Annotated in this window: 24 protein-coding genes; 10 read left to right on the plus strand and 14 right to left on the minus strand. The window is 66.3% G+C overall.

Annotated features, from left to right (window positions below; genetic code table 11):
* Positions 1-69: 69 nt before the first annotated feature.
* The 8 genes from AADH62_RS12125 to ychF all read right to left on the minus strand — a co-directional run bounded on the left by AADH62_RS12125 (position 70) and on the right by ychF (position 5,565).
* Positions 70-1,044: a cation transporter gene (locus tag AADH62_RS12125; RefSeq protein ID WP_341579687.1), complete on the minus strand. Its 975-nt coding sequence runs from the start codon at positions 1,042-1,044 to the stop codon at positions 70-72.
* Positions 1,041-1,499: a hypothetical protein gene (locus tag AADH62_RS12130; protein WP_341579688.1), complete on the minus strand. Its 459-nt coding sequence runs from the start codon at positions 1,497-1,499 to the stop codon at positions 1,041-1,043. The genes AADH62_RS12125 and AADH62_RS12130 overlap by 4 nt, the downstream gene beginning before the upstream one ends.
* Complete coding sequence (locus tag AADH62_RS12135; protein WP_341579689.1) at positions 1,499-2,113, minus strand: flavodoxin family protein; 615 nt, start codon at positions 2,111-2,113, stop codon at positions 1,499-1,501. The genes AADH62_RS12130 and AADH62_RS12135 overlap by 1 nt, the downstream gene beginning before the upstream one ends.
* A 78-nt stretch (positions 2,114-2,191) precedes the next feature.
* The gene (locus tag AADH62_RS12140; protein WP_341579690.1) at positions 2,192-3,022 is read right to left on the minus strand and encodes an oxidoreductase; all 831 of its coding nucleotides are present in this window, start codon (positions 3,020-3,022) and stop codon (positions 2,192-2,194) included.
* Between the two features lie 41 nt (positions 3,023-3,063).
* Positions 3,064-3,741, minus strand: coding sequence for an alpha/beta hydrolase (locus AADH62_RS12145; RefSeq protein WP_341579691.1), 678 nt, complete (start codon positions 3,739-3,741; stop codon positions 3,064-3,066).
* A gap of 26 nt (positions 3,742-3,767) precedes the next feature.
* Positions 3,768-4,178 (minus strand): type II toxin-antitoxin system VapC family toxin, encoded by a 411-nt coding sequence (locus AADH62_RS12150; protein ID WP_341579692.1) that lies wholly within the window; start codon positions 4,176-4,178, stop codon positions 3,768-3,770.
* A complete protein-coding gene (locus AADH62_RS12155) occupies positions 4,175-4,456 on the minus strand; it encodes a type II toxin-antitoxin system prevent-host-death family antitoxin (RefSeq protein ID WP_341579693.1) in 282 nt (93 codons plus the stop codon). The genes AADH62_RS12150 and AADH62_RS12155 overlap by 4 nt, the downstream gene beginning before the upstream one ends.
* A gap of 35 nt (positions 4,457-4,491) precedes the next feature.
* Positions 4,492-5,565, minus strand: a complete 1,074-nt coding sequence (ychF, locus tag AADH62_RS12160; RefSeq protein WP_341579694.1) for a redox-regulated ATPase YchF — start codon at positions 5,563-5,565, stop codon at positions 4,492-4,494.
* Positions 5,566-5,648: 83 nt separating this feature from the next.
* Here ychF and AADH62_RS12165 point away from each other — a divergent pair, with 83 nt between their 5' ends.
* Both AADH62_RS12165 and rmuC read left to right on the plus strand, forming a co-directional pair.
* Positions 5,649-6,248: a 3'-5' exonuclease gene (locus AADH62_RS12165; protein WP_341579695.1), complete on the plus strand. Its 600-nt coding sequence runs from the start codon at positions 5,649-5,651 to the stop codon at positions 6,246-6,248.
* An 83-nt stretch (positions 6,249-6,331) separates the two neighbouring features.
* The gene (rmuC, locus tag AADH62_RS12170) at positions 6,332-7,675 is read left to right on the plus strand and encodes a DNA recombination protein RmuC (protein ID WP_341579696.1); all 1,344 of its coding nucleotides are present in this window, start codon (positions 6,332-6,334) and stop codon (positions 7,673-7,675) included.
* Here rmuC and AADH62_RS12175 read toward each other — a convergent pair.
* The 3 genes from AADH62_RS12175 to AADH62_RS12185 all read right to left on the minus strand — a co-directional run bounded on the left by AADH62_RS12175 (position 7,656) and on the right by AADH62_RS12185 (position 9,426).
* Positions 7,656-7,880 carry a UDP-N-acetylmuramyl pentapeptide phosphotransferase gene (locus tag AADH62_RS12175; RefSeq protein ID WP_341579697.1) on the minus strand — a complete coding sequence of 75 codons (225 nt, stop codon included), beginning with the start codon at positions 7,878-7,880 and terminating at the stop codon, positions 7,656-7,658. The genes rmuC and AADH62_RS12175 overlap by 20 nt on opposite strands.
* Before the next feature lie 118 nt (positions 7,881-7,998).
* The gene (gene glpX / locus AADH62_RS12180; protein WP_341579698.1) at positions 7,999-8,988 is read right to left on the minus strand and encodes a class II fructose-bisphosphatase; all 990 of its coding nucleotides are present in this window, start codon (positions 8,986-8,988) and stop codon (positions 7,999-8,001) included.
* 108 nt (positions 8,989-9,096) lie between these two features.
* Complete coding sequence (locus AADH62_RS12185; RefSeq protein WP_341579699.1) at positions 9,097-9,426, minus strand: hypothetical protein; 330 nt, start codon at positions 9,424-9,426, stop codon at positions 9,097-9,099.
* A 185-nt stretch (positions 9,427-9,611) separates the two neighbouring features.
* Here AADH62_RS12185 and fbaA point away from each other — a divergent pair, with 185 nt between their 5' ends.
* Positions 9,612-10,643: a class II fructose-bisphosphate aldolase gene (gene fbaA, locus AADH62_RS12190; protein WP_341579700.1), complete on the plus strand. Its 1,032-nt coding sequence runs from the start codon at positions 9,612-9,614 to the stop codon at positions 10,641-10,643.
* A 45-nt stretch (positions 10,644-10,688) separates the two neighbouring features.
* Here the strand turns inward: fbaA and AADH62_RS12195 are convergent, their stop codons facing one another.
* Entirely contained in the window at positions 10,689-11,243 is a 555-nt protein-coding gene (locus AADH62_RS12195) for a DUF6264 family protein (RefSeq protein WP_341579701.1), read from the minus strand.
* A complete protein-coding gene (locus tag AADH62_RS12200) occupies positions 11,240-12,259 on the minus strand; it encodes a 4-hydroxy-3-methylbut-2-enyl diphosphate reductase (protein WP_425355686.1) in 1,020 nt (339 codons plus the stop codon). The genes AADH62_RS12195 and AADH62_RS12200 overlap by 4 nt, the downstream gene beginning before the upstream one ends.
* Before the next feature lie 82 nt (positions 12,260-12,341).
* Between AADH62_RS12200 and xseA the strand changes: the two genes are divergently transcribed.
* The 7 genes from xseA to AADH62_RS12235 are packed head-to-tail and all read left to right on the plus strand — an operon-like array spanning position 12,342 to position 18,412.
* Complete coding sequence (xseA, locus tag AADH62_RS12205; RefSeq protein ID WP_341579703.1) at positions 12,342-13,637, plus strand: exodeoxyribonuclease VII large subunit; 1,296 nt, start codon at positions 12,342-12,344, stop codon at positions 13,635-13,637.
* A 10-nt stretch (positions 13,638-13,647) separates the two neighbouring features.
* A complete protein-coding gene (locus AADH62_RS12210) occupies positions 13,648-13,896 on the plus strand; it encodes an exodeoxyribonuclease VII small subunit (RefSeq protein ID WP_425355684.1) in 249 nt (82 codons plus the stop codon).
* Positions 13,896-14,540, plus strand: coding sequence for a DUF4245 family protein (locus AADH62_RS12215; RefSeq protein ID WP_341579705.1), 645 nt, complete (start codon positions 13,896-13,898; stop codon positions 14,538-14,540). Before AADH62_RS12210 ends, AADH62_RS12215 begins: the two co-directional genes overlap by 1 nt.
* Entirely contained in the window at positions 14,537-15,172 is a 636-nt protein-coding gene (locus tag AADH62_RS12220) for a carbonic anhydrase (protein ID WP_341579706.1), read from the plus strand. Before AADH62_RS12215 ends, AADH62_RS12220 begins: the two co-directional genes overlap by 4 nt.
* 48 nt (positions 15,173-15,220) lie before the next feature.
* Positions 15,221-16,615, plus strand: coding sequence for a class II fumarate hydratase (locus tag AADH62_RS12225; RefSeq protein WP_341579707.1), 1,395 nt, complete (start codon positions 15,221-15,223; stop codon positions 16,613-16,615).
* Positions 16,616-16,661: 46 nt separating this feature from the next.
* Complete coding sequence (locus tag AADH62_RS12230; protein ID WP_341579708.1) at positions 16,662-17,759, plus strand: HAMP domain-containing sensor histidine kinase; 1,098 nt, start codon at positions 16,662-16,664, stop codon at positions 17,757-17,759.
* The gene (locus tag AADH62_RS12235) at positions 17,756-18,412 is read left to right on the plus strand and encodes a response regulator transcription factor (RefSeq protein WP_341579709.1); all 657 of its coding nucleotides are present in this window, start codon (positions 17,756-17,758) and stop codon (positions 18,410-18,412) included. Before AADH62_RS12230 ends, AADH62_RS12235 begins: the two co-directional genes overlap by 4 nt.
* 207 nt (positions 18,413-18,619) lie before the next feature.
* Here the strand turns inward: AADH62_RS12235 and AADH62_RS12240 are convergent, their stop codons facing one another.
* A complete protein-coding gene (locus AADH62_RS12240; RefSeq protein WP_425355685.1) occupies positions 18,620-19,984 on the minus strand; it encodes a PhoH family protein in 1,365 nt (454 codons plus the stop codon).
* Between the last annotated feature and the right edge of the window lie 50 nt (positions 19,985-20,034).

Genomic DNA, 20,034 nt, shown 5'->3' on the forward strand with positions numbered 1-20,034 from the left:
CACTACGTCGGGATCAGGTTCCGCACAGAGGAGGTTGACAACTCGGGGCCAAACAAGCAGTGCACTCCATCACCGTTCGCCGACATCGCGCGTCGCCTCATCGGGAAGCGTCCGCATCGGGATCAGCACGACATCCTGCACCTTCCAGTCGGATGCCGTGAGCAGCCGATGCGCTTCGTCGAGTTGCTCGAGAGTGACCCGCGTGCGGCGCGGCACGACGAAGGCCTCCAGGTGGAAGACCTGTCCCATGTCGCGCATCCGTACTGCGGCGTCCCGGACCCACGGCAAGGCGCGCAGCCGTGCAGCAGACTCGGCAGCGAGCGGATGGATGTCATCGTCGCTCGTCGTGCGGGCCCGCTGGTCCATGAGGTCGGCGATGGCGCCGCGCGAGTTGGTCCAGCCGTCCTTGACGATCCCCAGGGAAATGAACAGGGCCGCTGCTCCATCGAGCCACCACCAGCCGATACCGACGCCGAGCACGCCGACGATGGTGGCTGCGTTGCTCGTCCAGTCTGCCTTTGCCATGTCGGCGTCGGCAGCCAGCACCTTGTTATGCAGTGTGTCGGCCAGTCGCGCCTTGATGCGGCCATAGAACGGTGGCACCACAGCGATTACGGCCATGAACGCGACCATGATCCAGCCGAGCCAGATCGTGACGCCTGCGATCTGCACGGTTCCGATCGCCGGATGCTCCGCCGTGACGAGTCCCACGACGGATTCGACTGCGAGGGACCCGCCGACGCCGAGCAGCGCAACACCCGCGACGAGGTGCCCGACGCCCATGATGCGGTGGTAGCCGAACGGATAAGCCTTGTTCGGCCGACGCCGCACGAGAATGAGCGCCAGCAGGAACGAGATCTGCGGCAGCAGCGACAGCATGTCCTCGATCCACGCGGTGCGCATGGATTGGGATCCGCCGAGGATGAACGCCATGAGCGTGATCGTCACTGACGTGAAGCCGATCGTGAACCACTCCCAGCGCACGGCTGAGCGCAGCGCGGTCTGCTGTGCTTCGGGCAAATCCGTGCGCCCCAGAGCCTTCACGAGAGCTCCTCATCGAGGTAGTGCTCGAGGGCCGCCTGGAAACCGTTCTCGCCCAGCGGCAGGAGGACCACGAACGATTCACCCGTGGGCAGGAAGTATTCGCGGGTCACCCCCGCTCGGTCGACCCAGGGGGTCTGTGCGCTCATTCCCCCGACCGCGACGTCCAGCGTGCCGTTCTCGAGCGCGTCGACGAGTTGCTCTTCGCTGCCGATGGTCCATACAACGCGGGCATCCATGTCGGCGGCAAAGCCATCGATCAGATCGGCAAGGGGCCCCGAAACTCGCCGTCCGTTGATCACGACCTCGCCCTCCGACGGCGATGCCCCTGCTCGCAGGACTGCGCCCTGAACCTGAGTTGTGGTGCCGTCCGGGTCGGCTGGCACTCCGCACGCCGTCAGCGCGACCGACAGCGCAAACGCAAGCGCCCCGCCGCAGATCGCGAGCCGCGCACGCATCAGGGCGCCGGGTACGGTGCCTCTCGCAGAGCGCGAGCCAGATGCGCGGCGTTCAGCGCCACCGTCTGTGCCGTCGTCAGGACCTTCTCCGGCGTCTGATCGAGGTCCTTGAAGTCCGTGGAGTGCATCGCTTCGCCGTTCCAATACACACCTCCCTGGCTCGGGATCGTGAAGCCGACGTCATTGAGCGCCTGGAAGACGTCGGCGATGATGGCGTGCGCGCCGTCCTCATTGCCGGTGACGACCACGACGGCGACCTTGCCCGCCAGCAGTGCCCGACCCTCGTCATCCGTCTTCGAGATTTCGGCGTCCAGTCGCTCGATCACTCGTTGAGCGACGCTGGAGAGATGCCCCACCCAGGTCGGAGTGGCGAACACGAGGATGTCGGAATCCAGGATCTGCTGGCGGACCTGCGGCCACTGGTCGCCGTCACCCATGTCGGCTTCGACACCGGGACGAATGTCGAAGTCGACCACTCGCACCGTGCTGTTCGAAGCGCCGTGCTGCTTCAGGGAGTCGAGCACGATGTCGGTGAGGTCCTGAGTGCTGGACTCGGCGGGCGACGGCTTGAGCGTGCAGTTGAGCGCGATCGCGCGCAGGGGTGTAACAGTCATGGCGGCAGTCAAGCGGCCTCCGACAGCCGCGTCGCGGGCCTTGACATCCGGCGTCCGCAGCGCCTTCAGACGCCTGGTCTACATGGCGAGACGTCTGAGGATGAGGTCCATGACCCGGTCCGGAAGCAGGCGGCGTGCTGCGACGACGATCTTCGCCGACGCCGGGGTCGCGTAACGGGTCTTGGGGCGCTTCGATGTCGCCGCGCGCACGATCGTCGCCGCGACGTCCCCGGGGGTCCCGGATGCCGGCGAGTTGTCGACGCGCTCGTAGTTTCGGACGAGGGCTCGGGCCTGCTCGGCGTACGGGCCGGCGCCGGAGTACTCCTGGACGCTGCGCCGGGAGATCGTGTTCCATTCGGTGCGGATCGGCCCGGGCTGGACGATGACGACGTCGATCCCGTGCGGGGCGAGTTCGATCCGCAGCGAGTCGGACAGCCCTTCGACCGCGAACTTCGTGGCGTGATACCAGGAGCCGATCGGTTCGTAGATGCGCCCACCGATGGACGAGACGTTGATGATGCGGCCGCGCCCGAGAGCCCGCATCGTCGGAAGCACGAGCTGGGTGAGCCGCGCCAACCCGAAGACGTTGACCTCGAACTGCCGGCGCGCCTCGTCGATGGGCACGTCCTCGAGTGCGCCGTACGACCCGTATCCGGCGTTGTTGACGAGCACGTCGAGGCGCCGCTGCTCCCGGATGATGCGGTCGACGCCAGCGCATATGGATGCATCATCCGTGACATCCATCTCGATGACGTGGCATCCGGATGCCTCCAGCTCCTGCATCCGGTCGACCCGCCGCGCTGCTCCGTAGACGATCCAGCCCTGGGCGGCGAGAGCGAGTGCGGTTGCGTGACCGATCCCCGAGGAAGCGCCGGTGATGAGAACGACGGGGCGTGGCTTCGGGCTCATTCCCCTAGTTCAACACGCCCAGTAGTTCTCAGCTCCGGATGTCAGTCCCAGTCGAGATAGTCCTCGATGGGCCAGGCAGTCTCCCCGACGTGGGTCAGGGGGAACAGGTCGCGCGCGCCCTCGATCGTGACGACGCTGATCCGCTCGGGCGCGACCGCCGCGAGCGCTTGACCGTTAGCGGGCGGCGAAACCTCGTCGTCTGATCCCTGAATGATCAGGATGGGGATACTCGGCGGGATCTCGAGCGCGCCGATCTCAGGGGTAGCGGCGCGAGCGGCGCTCTGCACGGCGACGAGATCGGACTTGCGGGCGTTCTCCGGCACCTCGGATGCAGCGGATGTCGCGGCATCCTCGGTCCCCTCAACACCGAGAAGCAAGAGCCCACCAAACCGCCCGGGGTGGTCGAGGGAAGCGACACGTGCCACGGTGCCGCCGAAGCCGTGTCCACCGACCCAGGGGAAGGCGAGGCCGAGGTGATCCATCACGTCGACGATGTCCCGAGCAAGATCGTGCATCGTCGGTTCGATCCCTGACTGCGGGCGACGGCTGCCGATGCGCACGACGTGGAAGTCCTCCTCGGCGAGCGCCTCGGCCAGCGGCCCGAGGTATCCGATGTTCAATCCCTGTCCGGGGAGCAGCATGAGGGACGGACCGTTGCGGCGGTCGTCGGCGTACGGGATCGCTCGCCCCTCGGGTTCGAACGTCTCGATCTCTGCCATGTCGTCTTGGGTCCTCTCGCTTCTGATCAGGGTATGGGGAGCGCCCCCGGGGCGATGACGGCGAGGCCCACAGTCCGCGCCGCCTCGCCGAGCCGGCGGTCGTAAGTGAGGACGGCATCCACATCCAGGCGTATCGCCGCCTCCAGATGCAGGGCGTCGAGCGTGCGCAGGTAAGGCATCGGCAATAGCCCGGCGGACCGGTACGTCGCGCGATCGAGCGCCGCCAGAGACACTCCGTCGAGGATCAAGCTGACCTTGGCCTGGTCGCGTCCTTCTCTGAGGGCAATGCGGCGAAGCTCCGTCTCGAGCAGGTCGCTCGAGACAAGCCGAGATGGTGTCTGATCAAGCCACCGCACGAGCGCTGACGTCTCGGGCTGAGCAACCAGGAGCGCACCGAGCGCTGAGGTGTCTGCATAGACGAGCGGAACGTCAGTCAAGCCCGATCCTCGCGGAGTTCATCGAGAATCCGAGCCATCGGCGAGTCATTCGCGGTCGCCTCTGGCGCCAGCGCAGCCCAACCGGCAGTCCTCCTGGCGGGCCGGACGATCGAGAGTGTCGGCGCGGGAGCGTCGAGCGGGACGATACGTCCGACCGGAACTCCCCGATTGGTCAGCACGAAGGAATGTCCCTCTGCCACCTCGCGAAGAACACGTCCTGACTCGTTTCTCAGCTCCCGCTGCGAAAGAGTCTCGACCTGCTGCTCATGCGCGCTCACAATCCGATCGTAGCACCCGCGCTACGGGCGCTAACTCAGTTGTTGAAGCGGAACTCCACGACGTCACCGTCCTGCATGACGTAGTCCTTGCCCTCGAGTCGCGCCTTGCCGCGAGCGCGGGCTTCGAGCACCGACCCTGCGTCGACGAGATCGTCGAACGAGATGACCTCGGCTTTGATGAAGCCCTTCTCGAAATCGGTGTGGATGACTCCGGCAGCCTGGGGCGCCTTCCATCCCTTCCCGATCGTCCACGCCCTGGCCTCCTTCGGCCCGGCGGTGAGGTAGGTCTGCAGGCCCAGTGTGTCGAACCCGATGCGGGCGAGCTGATCGAGGCCGGACTCCTCCTGGCCGGTCGAGGCGAGGAGCTCCGCGGCATCCTCGGGATCGAGGTCGATGAGCTCGGACTCGATCTTCGCGTCGAGGAACACGGCCTGCGCGGGGGCAACCAGCGCCGCGAGATTCGCCTTGGCGTCGCCATCCGTCAACACCGACTCGTCCACGTTGAACACGAAGATGAAGGGCTTGGCGGTCAGCAGGCCGAGTTCGCGGATCGGAGCCAAGTCGATTCCGGATGCCGACAGCAGCGTCCCTCGCTCGAGCGCGTCTTTCGCGGCGAGCGCGGTCTCGAGCACGACCGGGTCGAGCTTCTTGCCCTTGACCTCTTTCTCGTACCGCGTGATCGCCTTCTCCAGCGTCTGCAGGTCGGCCAGCTGAAGCTCGGCGTTGATGGTCTCCATGTCGTTCTTGGGGTCGACGGCTCCGTCGACGTGCACGACATCCGAATCGGCGAAGCCGCGCACGACCTGCGCGATGGCGTCGGCTTCGCGGATGTTGGCGAGGAACTGGTTACCCAGGCCCTCCCCCTCGGAGGCGCCACGAACGATGCCGGCGATGTCGACGAACGAAACGCTGGCCGGAAGAATTCGCTCGGATCCGAAGATTCCCGCGAGGGTGTTCAAGCGCGGGTCGGGGAGGTTAACGACGCCGACGTTCGGCTCGATCGTCGCGAACGGGTAGTTCGCCGCGAGCACCTGATTCTTCGTCAGGGCGTTGAACAGGGTCGACTTGCCGACATTCGGGAGTCCGACGATTCCGATGGTAAGAGCCACGGGGGTCCAGTCTACGGGGGCGGCACGCCCTTGCCCCGGCGCGCCTCGGGGGCGATGTCGGATGGGCAGGCGATGCTGAAGCCGTGTCACTGGATTTCACCGCAATCGACTTCGAAACGGCGAACTCCAGCAATGCCTCAGCGTGTGCCGTCGGCCTTGCCCGCGTGCGTGATGGCGAGATCGTCGAAACGGCAGGATGGCTCATCCGGCCGCCGTTCCCCCACGACCGCTTCTTCGAGATCAACACCCGCATCCATGGCATCCGCGAACAGGATGTCGTCAACGCACTGACCTGGGCGCAGCAGCTACCGGAACTCATCGCGTTCATCGGTGATGACGTGGCGATCGCCCACAATGCCGGGTTCGATATGAGCGTCATCCGCCGGGCCTGCGAGGCAACCGGAACTGCCTGCCCCGATCTGACCTACGCGTGCACGGTGCAAATCTCACGACGCACCTACGACATCCCGTCTCACCGCCTTCCGGCCGCGGCAGCGGCCGCCGGATACGCGGGTTTCGTCCACCACGAGGCTGTCGCGGATGCCGTGGCCTGCGCGCACATCGCGATCGACGCTGCCCGTCGCGCAGCCGTACCCGACATCACGTCGCTCGCCGAAGCGCTCGGAGTCCGGCTCGGGCACCTCGAGGGATTCGCCGCAGCAGCCGAGACGATCTTCGCCTGACGCGCCACGTGCTCTGCACTGCCTCTACCCCGGTCGCGGCGCGGTGAGCTGGCGATGTCGGTGGCCCGCGGCATCCTGACGACATGGACGCATTACTGGTGTCGGGAATCATCCTCGGGAGCCTCGCCGCAGGACTCATCGCGGGCTGGGCGTTCGGCGCGGCGGGCGCTCGGGCGCGATCGATGGCTCAGCTGGCCACCGTACGCGAGCAGCTTGCCGCAACCTCCGCCGCACACGATGCGACGCTCGTGCAGCTCGCGCAGCAGAAGGAGTGGTACCGCGACCTCGTTGCGCAGACGCGCTCCGACCAGGCAGCCCGTGAGGAACGCGAGCGACGGGAGCAATCGGTCCTCCGCGCCCTCGAACCGGTCCGCGAGACGCTGCAGTCGATGCAGGTGACCGTCGCCGAGCTCGAGCGCGAACGACAGAACCAGTACGGCACGATCGCCGAGCAGCTGCGGCGAGCGCAGCAGTCCGATGAGGCTCTGCGTGCCACGACCGAGAGCCTCGCCAGTGCGCTGCGCTCGGGAAGCACGCGCGGCGTGTGGGGCGAGACGCAGTTGCGCCGGGTCGTCGAGGCTGCCGGGCTCACGCGGCACGTCGACTTCGACATCCAGTCGACGATCGAGACGGATGCCGGCGCCGGCCGCCCCGACATGATCATTCGCCTGCCGGGAGACAAGGCCATCGCCGTTGACGCCAAGGTGCCCCTTGACGCGTATCTGGAGGCGGCAGCAGTCCCCGAGACCGCAGTCGGCGCTGAAGCCGCATCGCGGCGTGCGCTGATGGACAAGCACGTGAAGGCCATGCGCGCGCACGTCGACGCCCTCGCGAAGAAGACGTACTGGGCAGGTTTGTCGTCGAGCCCCGAGTTCGTGATCTGCTTCGTGCCGAGCGAGTCGCTGCTGTCGACGGCACTCGATGCTGACCCCACGCTGCTGGATTACGCCTTCGGACGACGCGTCGCGCTGGCGTCACCGGTCAACCTGTGGGCAGTGCTAAAGACCGTCGCCTACACCTGGACGCAGCAGGACGTCACCGCGGACGCCCGGCGCCTGTTCGACCTCGGCAATGAACTCTTCACGCGGCTCGGCGGCCTCGCATCGCACGCCAACGACCTGCGCCGGTCGATCGAACGGACTGTTGAGTCCTTCAACCGCTTCGCCGGAACTCTCGAGTCTCGCGTGCTCGTGACGGCGAGGAAGTTTCCCGGAATCGATGACACGAAACTGGATGCTGTCACGGGACCCGCAGCAATCGAGTCAACGCCGCGTCACCTGACAGCGATCGAGTTCTTGGACCCGAGCCCGGAGCGCGGCTCCAGTGGATCTGAGGTGACGACGGACGACGATCCCACCGCACGCATCACGGCCGATCTCGGTGAGGTGCGGGGGCGCATTCAGGCGCCTACGCACCGCCGGGAATGAGGCTCAGCAGCGCGACAACCGTGCCCGACACCAAAATGAACGCCCCGATCGACCACCAGACCGACGGTTGGTGTCCCGCGGGACGACGAACACGGAATAGCACGTCCGGGCGTCGCGCGGGATCGCTGGCATCTGCGATCACGGCCTGAGCACCGGTGTGCGGTCCCGTGCGGGGATTCCGGTCTTCGCTCGGTGGTGTCGACATGGCGTCACTCCTCGCTTCCGTTCGGACTCCTCCGATTCTGCCAGAGGTCCACGCCGAGGCTGCCTCACCGCGCCAGGGAGCAGCGCCGTCCGTGACCGCGACGAGGTGCTTCCGGGACTCAGAGCCACTTCGACACGAGGTGCTCGGACGAGATCCGACGCAGCGTCCCCGATGCCCCGCGGAGCACGACACTCTCGGTGTAGACGTACCCACCCTCGCGCCGAACCCCGGCGACAAGCTCGCCGTTTGTCACGCCGGTGGCAACGAAGATCGTGTTATTACCCCGAACCATGTCGTCGGCTTCGTAAATGTGTCCGTCGACCTTGAGGCCCGCATCGATAGCGCGCTGCGCCTCGTCGTCATTGCGAGGCCAGAGCCGCCCCTGGATGTGACCGCCAAGAGCCTTGATCGCGCAGGCCGTGACGATTCCCTCGGGGCTGCCTCCGATGCCCACGCACATGTCGGTGCGCGCATTGTGGCGGGCCGCGTTGATCCCGCCAGCGACATCGCCGTCGCTCATGAGGCGCGTGCCCGCCCCAGCCTCCCGGATCTCAGCGATGAGCTTGTCGTGACGGGGACGGTTCAGGACCGAGACGACGATCTCGTCGACCGGCTTTCCCAATGCCTTCGCGAGCAGACGGATGTTCTCCCCGATCGGAAGACGGATGTCGACCACGCCGACACCGGCAGGTCCGGTCACGAGCTTGTCCATGTAGAAGACCGACGAGGCGTCGAGCATCGTGCCGTGATCCGAAACGGCAAGGACGGAGAGCGCGTTGTTGCGACCCTCGGCGGTCAGCGACGTCCCGTCAATCGGGTCGACCGCAACATCGCACTTCGGCCCTCGCCCGTTGCCGACGCTTTCGCCGTTGAAGAGCATGGGGGCGTCATCCTTCTCGCCCTCGCCGATGACGATGGTGCCGTCGAAGCTCACGGTGGTGAGGAAGGCGCGCATCGCGTCAACCGCTGCGCCGTCGGCAGCCTCTTTGGCGCCGCGACCGATGAACGGCACTGACCGAATCGCCGCAGCCTCGGTCGCACGGACCAGCTCGAGAGCCAGGTTCCGGTCGGGATGCAAGGGGCTCATGTCTGCGGTCAGGCTCACCATGATTTCACCCTAGCCACGCATGCCGCCTCGCCCGCGAGGTTTCGCCCTCGCGGGGGCGCAAGAATCGAAGTTCTTGACAGAATCCCAAATCAGACAACTCCGACTCCGTCAGGGGCGGACCACCGGCGCGCTCGTCGCATCGAAGTGTTGCGAGACCAACAGAATCCCCCCGGACGAGTTGGCTGAGTTTGCGAGGTCCTCGATCCATTCGCGACTCAGCTGCGGCGATTCCGGCTCATCGAAGACGAAGCGCAGCGGAATCGACGGATGCAGCCACAGGGTCGTGCGGCCGGGTTCCTGGTCGTCTGGGTGCTGCCACGACACCGTAAAACTCTCGCCGCGACGCAGCTTCGTGGCGATCACCACTTTGAGATGAGCAAGCGCGAGGTCATCGATGTAGATCGGGGTCGCCGATCCTCCGTAATAAACGGTTCCCATGTGCGCAACCTTACGTGCCGGGCCGTGGCTAACGGCCGACATGGCAGAACCTTCATGTTCGGGTTACAGGTCACCCGTCCGCCGGGGAATCTCACGGCCGACCGCCTCGGCGCTCGCTGACTCGCTTCGCTAGAGTGACGGTGAACCCCCACCGAGGTGATTCCCCACCGACAAGGAGCGCACTCATGCCCGTCGCAACCCCCGACCAGTACGCCGAGATGCTCGACCGCGCCAAGGCGGGCGGGTTCGCCTACCCGGCGATCAACGTCTCGAGCTCGCAGTCGATCAACGCCGTGCTGCAGGGCTTGGCAGAGGCCGGTTCCGACGGCATCCTGCAGGTGACGACCGGCGGCGCCGACTACTTCGCCGGGCACACCGTCAAGGCGCGGGCCACGGGAGCACTCGCCATGGCGAAGTTCGCCACCGAAGTCGCCAAGAACTACCCGATCACTGTCGCACTGCACACTGACCACTGCCCCAAGCCGGCACTCGAAGACTTCGTGCTCCCGCTGCTTGCAGCATCCGAGGAGCAGGTCAAAGCCGGTGGCGAGCCGATCTTCCAGTCCCACATGTGGGATGGCTCGGCAGTCCCGCTGGGCGAGAACATCGAAATCGCCAAGGAACTTCTGCCCCGGCTGAAGAACATCAACGCGATCCTCGAGGTCGAGATCGGCGTCGTCGGCGGCGAAGAGGATGGCGTCAAGCACGAGGGCACGAACGACGCGCTCTACACCACGACCGGCGACGTCACCCAGGTGGTTGAGGCTCTGGGCCTGGGCGACCAGGGTCGCTGGATCGCCGCTCTCACCTTCGGCAACGTGCACGGGGTCTACAAGCCCGGCAACGTCAAGCTCAAGCCGGAACTGCTCGGCGAGATCCAGGAAGGCATCGCTGCAAAGTTCGGCACGGCGGCCAAGCCTCTGGACCTCGTCTTCCACGGTGGCAGTGGTTCGACCGAGGAAGAGATCGCGCTGGCTGTCGCGAACGGTGTGATCAAGATGAACATCGACACCGACACGCAGTACGCGTTCACGCGCTCCGTCGCCGGCTTCATGTTCAGCAACTACGACGGCGTCCTGAAGGTCGACGGCGAAGTCGGCAATAAGAAGGCCTACGACCCCCGTGCATGGGGCAAGGTGGCGGAGTCCGCGATGGCGGCACGCGTCGTCGAGGCCACGCAGCAACTCGGTTCCGCGGGCAAGTCGCTCGGCGCCTGAGCTCCGCCGGGTAGGCGATCAGTCAGCCGAACCGCGTGCCTGACCTCAGGAGATCGAGGTCAGGTACGCGGTGAAGGCGGGGTCAGACATCAGCGGAACGATCGCGAGCGCGCCGACGACCAGATGAGTCACGACGGCGCCCACTAGCGGAACCCACCACGCGACCTTGCCGGCCATGATCCGCCGCACTGAGAACCATGCGGTGATGAGATAGCCGATGACGAGCGAGACGGCAGCTGCAGCGCCCCAGGTCTGTCCTCCGTCGAGGTTGGTGAACTCGCCGGGGATCCCCATGACCTCGAAAACCGTTGCGGCGTACTGCGGGAAGTCCAGGAGCGCGAGCGCGGCGACAGCGACGTTCACCAACGCGTAGGCGAGCAGCGCGAAGGTGATGATGCGGTCGATGGCCCGCGAGCGTCCGGGGTCGACCGCAGCGGGGGCCGCGCCTGCGTTACTCGCGGATGCCGGCACCGCCGCATCCGTCACCGACTCGCCGGTCTCGAGCGCCCACGTCGCGTCAGGCTTCTGGATGCGCGCGCGCTGCTCCTCTGGCGTCGCATAGACGCCGTACTTCGGCTCGGGTCGGTCGTCGTCGCTCATGCGCGTACGCGTCCGCCCCGGTGTTCGCCCGAGCTCTGCCGCAGTTCCTTGGGAAGCGAGAACATCAGGTCCTCCTCGGCGGTGCGTACCTCTTCGACGTCGCGATAGCCCGCTGCAGCAAGATCCTCGAGCACCTGCTGAACCAGAACCTCAGGGACCGACGCACCGCTGGTGACACCGACACTGGCAACGCCATCGAGCCATTCCTGCCGAATCTCGTCCGCATAGTCGACGCGATACGCCGCCTTCGCGCCGTATTCGAGAGCGACCTCGACCAGTCGCACACTGTTGGAGGAGTTGGCAGAACCGACCACGATCACGAGGTCAGCACCCTGCGCGACCTTCTTGATGGCGACCTGGCGGTTCTGGGTCGCGTAGCAGATGTCGTCTGAGGGCGGATCCTGCAGCTCGGGGAACCGCTCACGCAGGCGCCGAACAGTCTCCATCGTCTCATCAACCGAGAGGGTCGTCTGCGACAGCCACACGACGCGGGACGGATCCCGCACCTCGACGGTGTCGGCCTCGTCGGGCGAGTTCACGATCGTGATGTGCTCGGGCGCCTCACCGGCTGTGCCCTCGACCTCTTCATGTCCGAGATGACCGATCAAGAGGATTTCGAATTCGTCGCGGGCAAAGCGCACGGCCTCGCGGTGCACCTTCGTGACCAGCGGGCAGGTCGCGTCGATCGCCTGCAACTGGCGGTCTGCTGCCGACTGCACGACAGCCGGCGACACACCGTGCGCGCTGAAGACGACGTGTGCGCCCTCGGGCACTTCGTCGACCTCGTCGACGAAGATGGCGCCCTTTTGCTCCAGTTCGGTCACGACGTGGATGTTGTGAACGATCTGCTTGCGCACGTAAACGGGCGCACCGAATCGCTCGAGCGCCTTCTCGACGGCGATCACCGCACGATCGACGCCCGCGCAGTATCCCCGGGGCGCAGCCAGCAGCACCCGCTTGGGTCGATCGACCGGGATATCCTGGAGGCGCTCACGGCGCCGCGGAACGCGGGGCATGGGCATGTGTACCGCGGGAGTGCTCATCGGTCCGATTCTACGGGGGCGGCCTGAGCGCGGGCCGGGCAAGCCGAAAGGGATCATGACGACGTTTCAGCCCGAACCCGTCCCCGGCCAGGCCCCACCGCCTGATTCGGTGCATCCGCGGGAGTCGAGCGCCCAATCCCCGACCTCGGTGGCTCGCCTGGGCGACACCATTCGCGGCTTCGTCGAGACGTGGGGTTCGGTGTGGGTCGAGGGCGAGATCACATCCTGGAACCTTCGCGGCGGCAACGTTTTCGGGCGTCTCAAAGACCTCACGACTGACGCGACGATCTCGATCCGAATCTGGTCGAGTACGCGCCAGCGGCTTCCCGCAGACCTCGCCGTCGGCGATCGGGTCGTCGCGTGCGTCAAGGCCGACTACTTCACCCGAACGGGTGATTTCAGCTTCGCCGTCTCGGCGATGCGGCACGTGGGGCTCGGCGACCAGTTGGAGAGGCTCGAGCGGCTCCGGGTCCAGCTGCGCGGCGAAGGGCTGTTCGACCCCGCTCGTAAGAAGCAGCTCCCCTTCCTCCCGCACCTCATCGGCCTGATCACTGGCGAGAACTCGGATGCCGAGAAGGATGTGCATCGCAACGCCGAACTGCGCTGGCCGCGTGTGCGATTCCGCACACAGTACGCGGCTGTGCAGGGGGATCGTTGTGTACCCGAGACGATCGCGGCGTTGAAGGCGCTGGATGCCGACCCCGAGGTCGACGTGATCATCATCGCTCGGGGCGGTGGCGACCCGCAGACGCTGCTGGGATTCAGCGACGAACGGCTCGTACGGGCGGTGGCGGCGGCATCCACCCCCGTGGTCAGCGCCATCGGACACGAGAACGACCATCCGATCCTCGACGATGTGGCGGATCTTCGAGCATCCACGCCGACGGATGCCGCAAAGCGCGTGGTCCCGGACGTGGCCGAACAAAGGGCGCTCGTGTCTCAGCTGCTCAGCCGCGCCCGCACCCGGGTGACACAGCGGCTGGCCCACGACATCACCCAGCTCGAGCAGCTTCGCTCACGCCCCGTGCTGCGCAACCCCGAGAACGCGCTAGCCCAGCGAGCGCAGCACATCGAGCTTCTGGTTGCGCGGGGGCGCGACCACGCTGAGCGCGCCGTGGCCGCGCAAAGCGCACGTACCGCGCAGTTGCGGGCAGCTGTGCGCGCGCTCTCCCCCGCTTCGACTCTTGCTCGCGGGTATGCGATCGCGCATGTCGCTGGCGGCGTGATCGTGCGGGATGCCGAGCAGGCGCCGCCTGGGACTGACGTTACGGTGACCGTCGGACGCGGCTCGTTCGCTGCGCGTTCGGGAGGCGAGGTCGACGAGACCAGCACCCCCGACGGGCCGCTCTAGGATGGAAGCCATGACCGCCGCGAACCCGCCTGCATCGGGGGACGTCGACGGCCTCTCGTTCGAGCAGGCTCGCGACGAGTTGGTTCGGGTCGTCGCAGAACTGGAGCAGGGCGCACCAACTCTCGAGGAGTCGCTTCGACTCTGGGAGCGCGGCGAAGCTCTCGCAGCGCGGTGCGAGCAGTGGCTCGTCGGCGCGAAAGAACGACTGGATGCTGCGCGCGCAGCCTCGATGCCACCGGCGGGAGGGGCCGAGTCGTGATGGCGCAGCGTGAGCGAGTCGTCGCCGAGCTCGGCCGTCCCGAAACCCCCGAGGAGACGGCGGCGCGCAAGGCCGAGTCATCCCGCGTCTATCGCTCGAGTCAGACGTTTCGCAATCTCATTGCGGCCCTCGTGATCACCCTCGGCATCGTCGCGATCGTCATCTTCGCCGTGCCGCGCGGCGAGCCACCAGCGCCCGAGCCGATCGACGTCGCCGCGGTAGCGGAGGATGTCTCGAGCACCCTCGGGGGCGGGGTTGCGATCGTCCCTGTCGTTCCCGAGAACTGGCTGGTCACCTCCGCCGCCGTCGCAGGAGACGACCCGCACACGTGGACGGTGCTGTACGTCCCTGCCGAAGACGCCGGATTCGTGCGGGTCTCTCAGGGCTTCAACGCAGACGCGACATGGCCGACTCGCGAGCTCTCAGGGGCAGATGCGGCGGGAACCATCGTCATCGACGGTGTCGAATGGACCGAGTACAACATCCCCGACCCCGCCCGCGCCGGCAACATCTCTGCTGCTCTGAGTACGACCGCCGGCGACGACACGATCCTGGTCTACGGCGCGACGAATGCCGAGACCCTCCGCGTGGTCGCAGCGGGTCTCGCCGATCAGATCGTCACCGCCCAGGAGGAGAGCTCATGACGCCGACCGCGACTCCCGCCGAGGTGTGGGGCGACATGCGCGAGGGCAATGCCCGGTTCGTCTCGGGCGACCCGTCGCACCCACGGCAGGATGTCGAACGTCGTCACGAATTGGCCGGGGGCCAGCGTCCGCGCGCCGCGCTTTTCGGCTGTGCCGATTCGAGGCTCGCCGCGGAGATCATCTTCGATCAGGGCCTCGGCGACCTGTTCGTCGTCCGAAACGCCGGGCAAGTCATCTCCGACTCGGTCGTGGGCAGCCTCGAGTATGCCGTCGCGGTCCTCGAGGTGCCCCTCATCGTCGTGCTCGGACATGACGAGTGCGGTGCTGTTGCCGCCGCTATCGAGTCCACGACCGTGGATGCCCCTTCCCTTCCCCCGCACATCTGGCGCCAAATCGCCCCCATCGTCCCGGCGGTCAGACGCGTCATCCGCGCTTCCCCGGGCGCGCCGGTGGATGCCGAAGAGGTGGGGCGTGAGCACCTGCGCGACACTGTCGCCGAACTCCTCCACTCCTCTGAGCTCATCAGCGACGCCGTCGCTGCCGGAACCCTTGCCATCGTCGGAGCGAACTACCGCCTGTCCGAAGGCACGGCCATCCCCGATGTCATCGTGGGCGCCGCCGAGAACCCCTGATCACTGCGGGCAGTTGCCCGAACCCACCTGAAGCGAAGGAACGAGGACGTGACTGACATCGAGTACCGCATCGAACACGACACGATGGGCGAGGTGCGTGTCCCCAAGAACGCACTGTATGCCGCGCAGACTCAGCGCGCCGTCGAGAACTTCCCCATCTCGGGCGATGCGCTCGATCCCGCGCAGATCGTGGCGCTGGCGCGCATCAAGAAGGCCGCAGCGCTGGCCAACCGAGACCTCGGCACCCTGGACGCTCAGATCGCGGAAGCGATCGCTGCGGCGGCCGACGAGATCATCGGTGGTGCTCACGCCGACCAGTTCCCGATCGACGTGTATCAAACCGGCAGCGGAACGTCGTCGAACATGAACATGAACGAGGTGCTGGCTACCCTCGCGACGCACAGCCTCGGCCAGACCGTTCACCCGAACGACCACGTCAACGCTTCGCAGTCATCGAACGACGTCTTCCCCACCTCGGTGCACGTCGCAGTGACCCAGGAGCTGATCGATGACCTCATTCCCGCGCTTGACCACTTGGCGGTAGCTCTCGAAGAAAAGGCAGAGCTCTGGAAGAGCGTCGTGAAGTCCGGCAGGACTCACCTCATGGATGCCACTCCCGTTACCCTCGGCCAGGAGTTCGGTGGCTACGCGCGTCAGATCCGTCTCGGCATCGAGCGTGTTCAGGCTGTCATCCCCCACGTGGCCGAGGTGCCGCTGGGCGGCACCGCCGTCGGCACTGGAATCAACACTCCTCTCGGGTTCCCGCAGAAGGTCCTCGAGATCCTGGTCGCCGAAACCGAGCTGCCGATTACCGAGGCCAAGGATCACTTCGAAGCCCAGGCGAACCGCGATGCGCTTGTAGAGGCATCCGGTGCTCTGCGCACGATCGCGGTGTCGCTCACGAAGATCAACAACGACCTGCGGTGGATGGGGTCGGGCCCGAACACGGGTCTCGCCGAATTGCGGATTCCCGACCTGCAGCCGGGCTCGTCGATCATGCCCGGAAAGGTGAACCCGGTCGTTCCCGAGGCGACCCTGATGGTGTGCGCGCGCATCATCGGCAACGACGCGACGATCGCCTGGGCAGGAGCCTCGGGCGCCTTCGAACTGAACGTCGCGATCCCGGTCATGGGGACGGCACTGCTGGAATCGATCCGGCTGCTCTCGAACACGGTCCGGGTCCTGGCAGACAAGACGATCGCGGGTCTGGAAGCCAACGTCGAGCGCGCCTCAGCGTTTGCCGGCATGTCGCCGTCCATCGTGACGCCGTTGAACAAGCTGATCGGGTACGAGGCGGCGGCCAAGATCGCCAAGCACGCGGTTGCCGAGGGGATCACGATTCGGGAGGCCGTCGTCGCCCTGGGCTATATCGAGCGCGGCGAGCTGACCCTCGAACAGCTCGACGAGAAGCTCGACCTGCTGTCGATGACCCACCCGGGCTGAGCTGGCGTGGATGCGCGGAGCCGACGCTCCGGGCCATAATCACCCCATGACACGGTCCCGGCGGCCGCGATCCGCGCGCACTCGCATCGTCACGGGTGTGGCGCTGGCGTGCGCAGTCGCCCTCGCCCTCGTCGGGGGCGTGACGTTCACGGTGCAGGCTGCGGCGCTGTGGCGTATGGGAACGCCGCTGGATGACCTGCTGATTCCCATGATCGTCTTCGGCGTCGCATCCGTCGTCACGATTGCTCTCGTCGCCGTCGTCGGCTGGTTCGTCGCCGGCGCGGCACTGCGGTCGATCGCGGAGGTGCGTGAGGCCGCCGACAGCATGACGCTGGCCGATCTCAGCCGCCGCCTACCATCCGAGGGAGGCGAGAGCATCGCTGACCTGTCGCAGACTGTCAATTCGATGCTCGACCGCCTCGAGGGTTCGATTGACTCGCAGCGACAGCTGCTGGATGACGTGCGTCACGAGCTGAAGACACCGATCACCATCGTGCGCGGACACCTCGAGATCATGAATGCATCGGATCCGGCCGACGTCGAAGCCACCCGGGCGATCGGCATCGCTGAGCTCGATCGCCTCAACCGACTGGTCGAAGACATCGATCTCTTGGCAGCGGCGGAGACCGACACCTACGCGTCTGATGAGATCGATCTTGCCGCCCTCAGCACACGCATGGCGGACATGGTCGCCGTCATTCCCGGACACGACTGGCGCGTCACCGATCGAGCTTCAGGGCTGATGCTCGGCGACGGCGACCGCCTCCTTCAGGCGTGGTTGCAGCTGGCTGACAATGCCTCGAAGTACTCACCCGACGCGAGTCCGATCGATATCGGCAGCGCGGCGGACCCCGCAGAAGTGCGCTTCTGGGTGCGCGACCACGGTCCCGGAGTACCGCCGGCAATGCGCCATCGCATCTTCCGTCGATTTGACCGAGCGGGACGACGCCGAAGTGTGGGAGGCTCAGGGTTGGGATTGGCAATCGTCGATGCCATCGCGAAAGGCCACGGTGGCCATTGCGAGGTGACCGATACCCCCGGGGGTGGGGCAACGTTCACGATCCACGTGCCGCACACCAGCGGCGCGTCCTATCCGGCGCCGGTGCGCGCCGATGACGTGATCCATCAGGGGGGAAAGCGGTGACGAGGATCCTCATCGCAGAAGACGAGCCGCAGATCTCGGCGTTCGTGGAGCGGGGGCTGCGCGCAGCAGGCTACGACGTCGTTGTTGTCGACGACGGTCCACCTGCGCTCGACTTTCTTCGGGGTGGGGGGATCGACCTCGGCCTCCTCGATATCGGTCTGCCCACGGTGGACGGGCTCGAGGTGCTTCGGCAGATTCGACGCGAGGGTCGCACGGTGCCGATCATCATGCTCACTGCCCGCACCAGCACCCGGGATACTGTCGAAGGCCTCGAGTCCGGGGCGAACGACTACATCCGCAAGCCATTCACCTTCGAGGAGCTGCTCGCGCGCGTGCGCTCGCGGCTGCGCGAGCTGCCGACCGACGCCGGCACGACGATCGTGCATGGCGAGGTCTCGCTCGACCTGTTGTCTCGGCGGGCGCTGGTTGCGGGTCGAGAGGTAGAACTATCGGCTCGAGAGTTCGCTCTCGCTGAGCAATTCCTCCGCAACCCGGGGACGGTCTTGTCTCGCGAACAGCTTCTCAGCCGCGTCTGGGAGATGGACTTCGATCCGGGGTCGAACGTCGTCGACGTGTACGTGCGCTATCTGCGGGGCAAGCTCGGCGCCCACCACATCGCGACTGTCCGCGGCGCCGGCTACCGCTGGGAGTAACGAGAATGCCCCCGGCGTCTGGGGTGTCGCCGGGGGCAGGGCCGGTTATTGGGGGGTCACCGACCGGAGGGCCTCGCGATCTGGGGGGCTCGCGGAACCCGTTGCAACCATGGTGACAGAAGCCAGGGCCCCGATGACCGACCGCTCGATGAGACTCTTCTCATTGTTTCCTTGGCATGCGATGGGAGCGAGCTCAATGCGATCCCGTCAGGACAACTCTCCCGACTCGAGAAGGTCGGTGACCAGAGCCGCAATCGCCGAACGTTCCGAGCGCACGAGGGTGACGTGACCGAACAACGCCTGGCCCTTGAGGGTCTCGATGACGGAGGCGACACCGTCGTGGCGCCCCACCCGGAGGTTGTCTCGCTGGCCGACGTCGTGGGTGAGCACCACTCGCGAGTTCTGGCCGATGCGGCTAAGCACCGTCAGCAGGACGTTGCGTTCGAGTGACTGGGCCTCATCGACGATCACGAAAGCGTCGTGCAGGGAGCGACCTCGGATGTGCGTCAGAGGCAGGACCTCCAGAAGTCCCCGTTCCACGACCTCGTCGAGGACGTTCCCAGAGACCACGGATCCGAGCGTGTCGAACACCGCCTGACCCCACGGGTTCATCTTTTCTGCCTGGTCACCGGGCAGGTAGCCGAGCTCCTGACCGCCCACCGCGAACAGCGGACGGAAGACGATGATCTTCCGTTGCTGCTGCCGCTCGAGCACCGCCTCGAGCCCAGCGCACAGGGCAAGAGCCGACTTGCCTGTGCCGGCCCGACCACCGAGGGACACGATGCCGACCTCCGGATCCAGAAGGAGGTCGATCGCGACGCGCTGCTCAGCCGAGCGACCGTGCAGCCCGAACACGTCGCGGTCGCCGCGAACGAGCCGGAAACCGCCATCGCCGGTGACACGACCAAGGCCCGACCCCCGCTCAGAGTGGATGATCAGGCCCGTGTTGACGGGAAGGCCCGTCACCTGGTCGCTGGTACCGACCTCGCTCTCGTAGAGATCGCTGAGTTCGTCGCCGGAGATGTCAAGGGTGGCTATGCCAGTCCACCCGGAGTCGACTGCCTGCTCAGCAAGGTACTCCTCGGCTGAGATGCCGAGGGAGGCCGCCTTGACGCGCATCGGGAGGTCCTTTGAGACGACGGTAACCTCCTGGCCGTCGGATGCCAGGTTCATCGCCACGGCAAGGATGCGGCTGTCGTTGTCCCCGAGTCGCATACCCGAGGGCAGTGCATCGGGATTGGTGTTGTTCAACTCGACGCGCAGGGTCCCACCGGCGCCGACAGAAACCGGGAAGTCAAGTCGCCCGTGCTCGACCCGCAACTCATCGAGATGACGCAGCGCCTGCCGCGCGAAGTAGCCGATCTCGGGGTCGTGCCGTTTGCCTTCGAGTTCGGTGATGACCACCACCGGGACCACGACATTGTGCTCCGCGAATCGGAAGAACGCGCGCGGATCGCTCAGCAGCACCGATGTGTCGAGCACGTAGGTGCGCAGCGTCTGATCCTGCTCGGCATCCTCGATCCGGTCATCCTGGTGAACCCGGTTCTGTGCCTGTGCTGCCCGTGTGGTCACAACCCACTCCCGCCCCGGGTGGTAATTCCCGGTACCCAGCGAGTCGACCA

Origin of the sequence: Microbacterium schleiferi (genome assembly GCF_038150145.1) — a bacterium.
GTDB classification, from domain to species: domain Bacteria; phylum Actinomycetota; class Actinomycetes; order Actinomycetales; family Microbacteriaceae; genus Microbacterium; species Microbacterium schleiferi_B.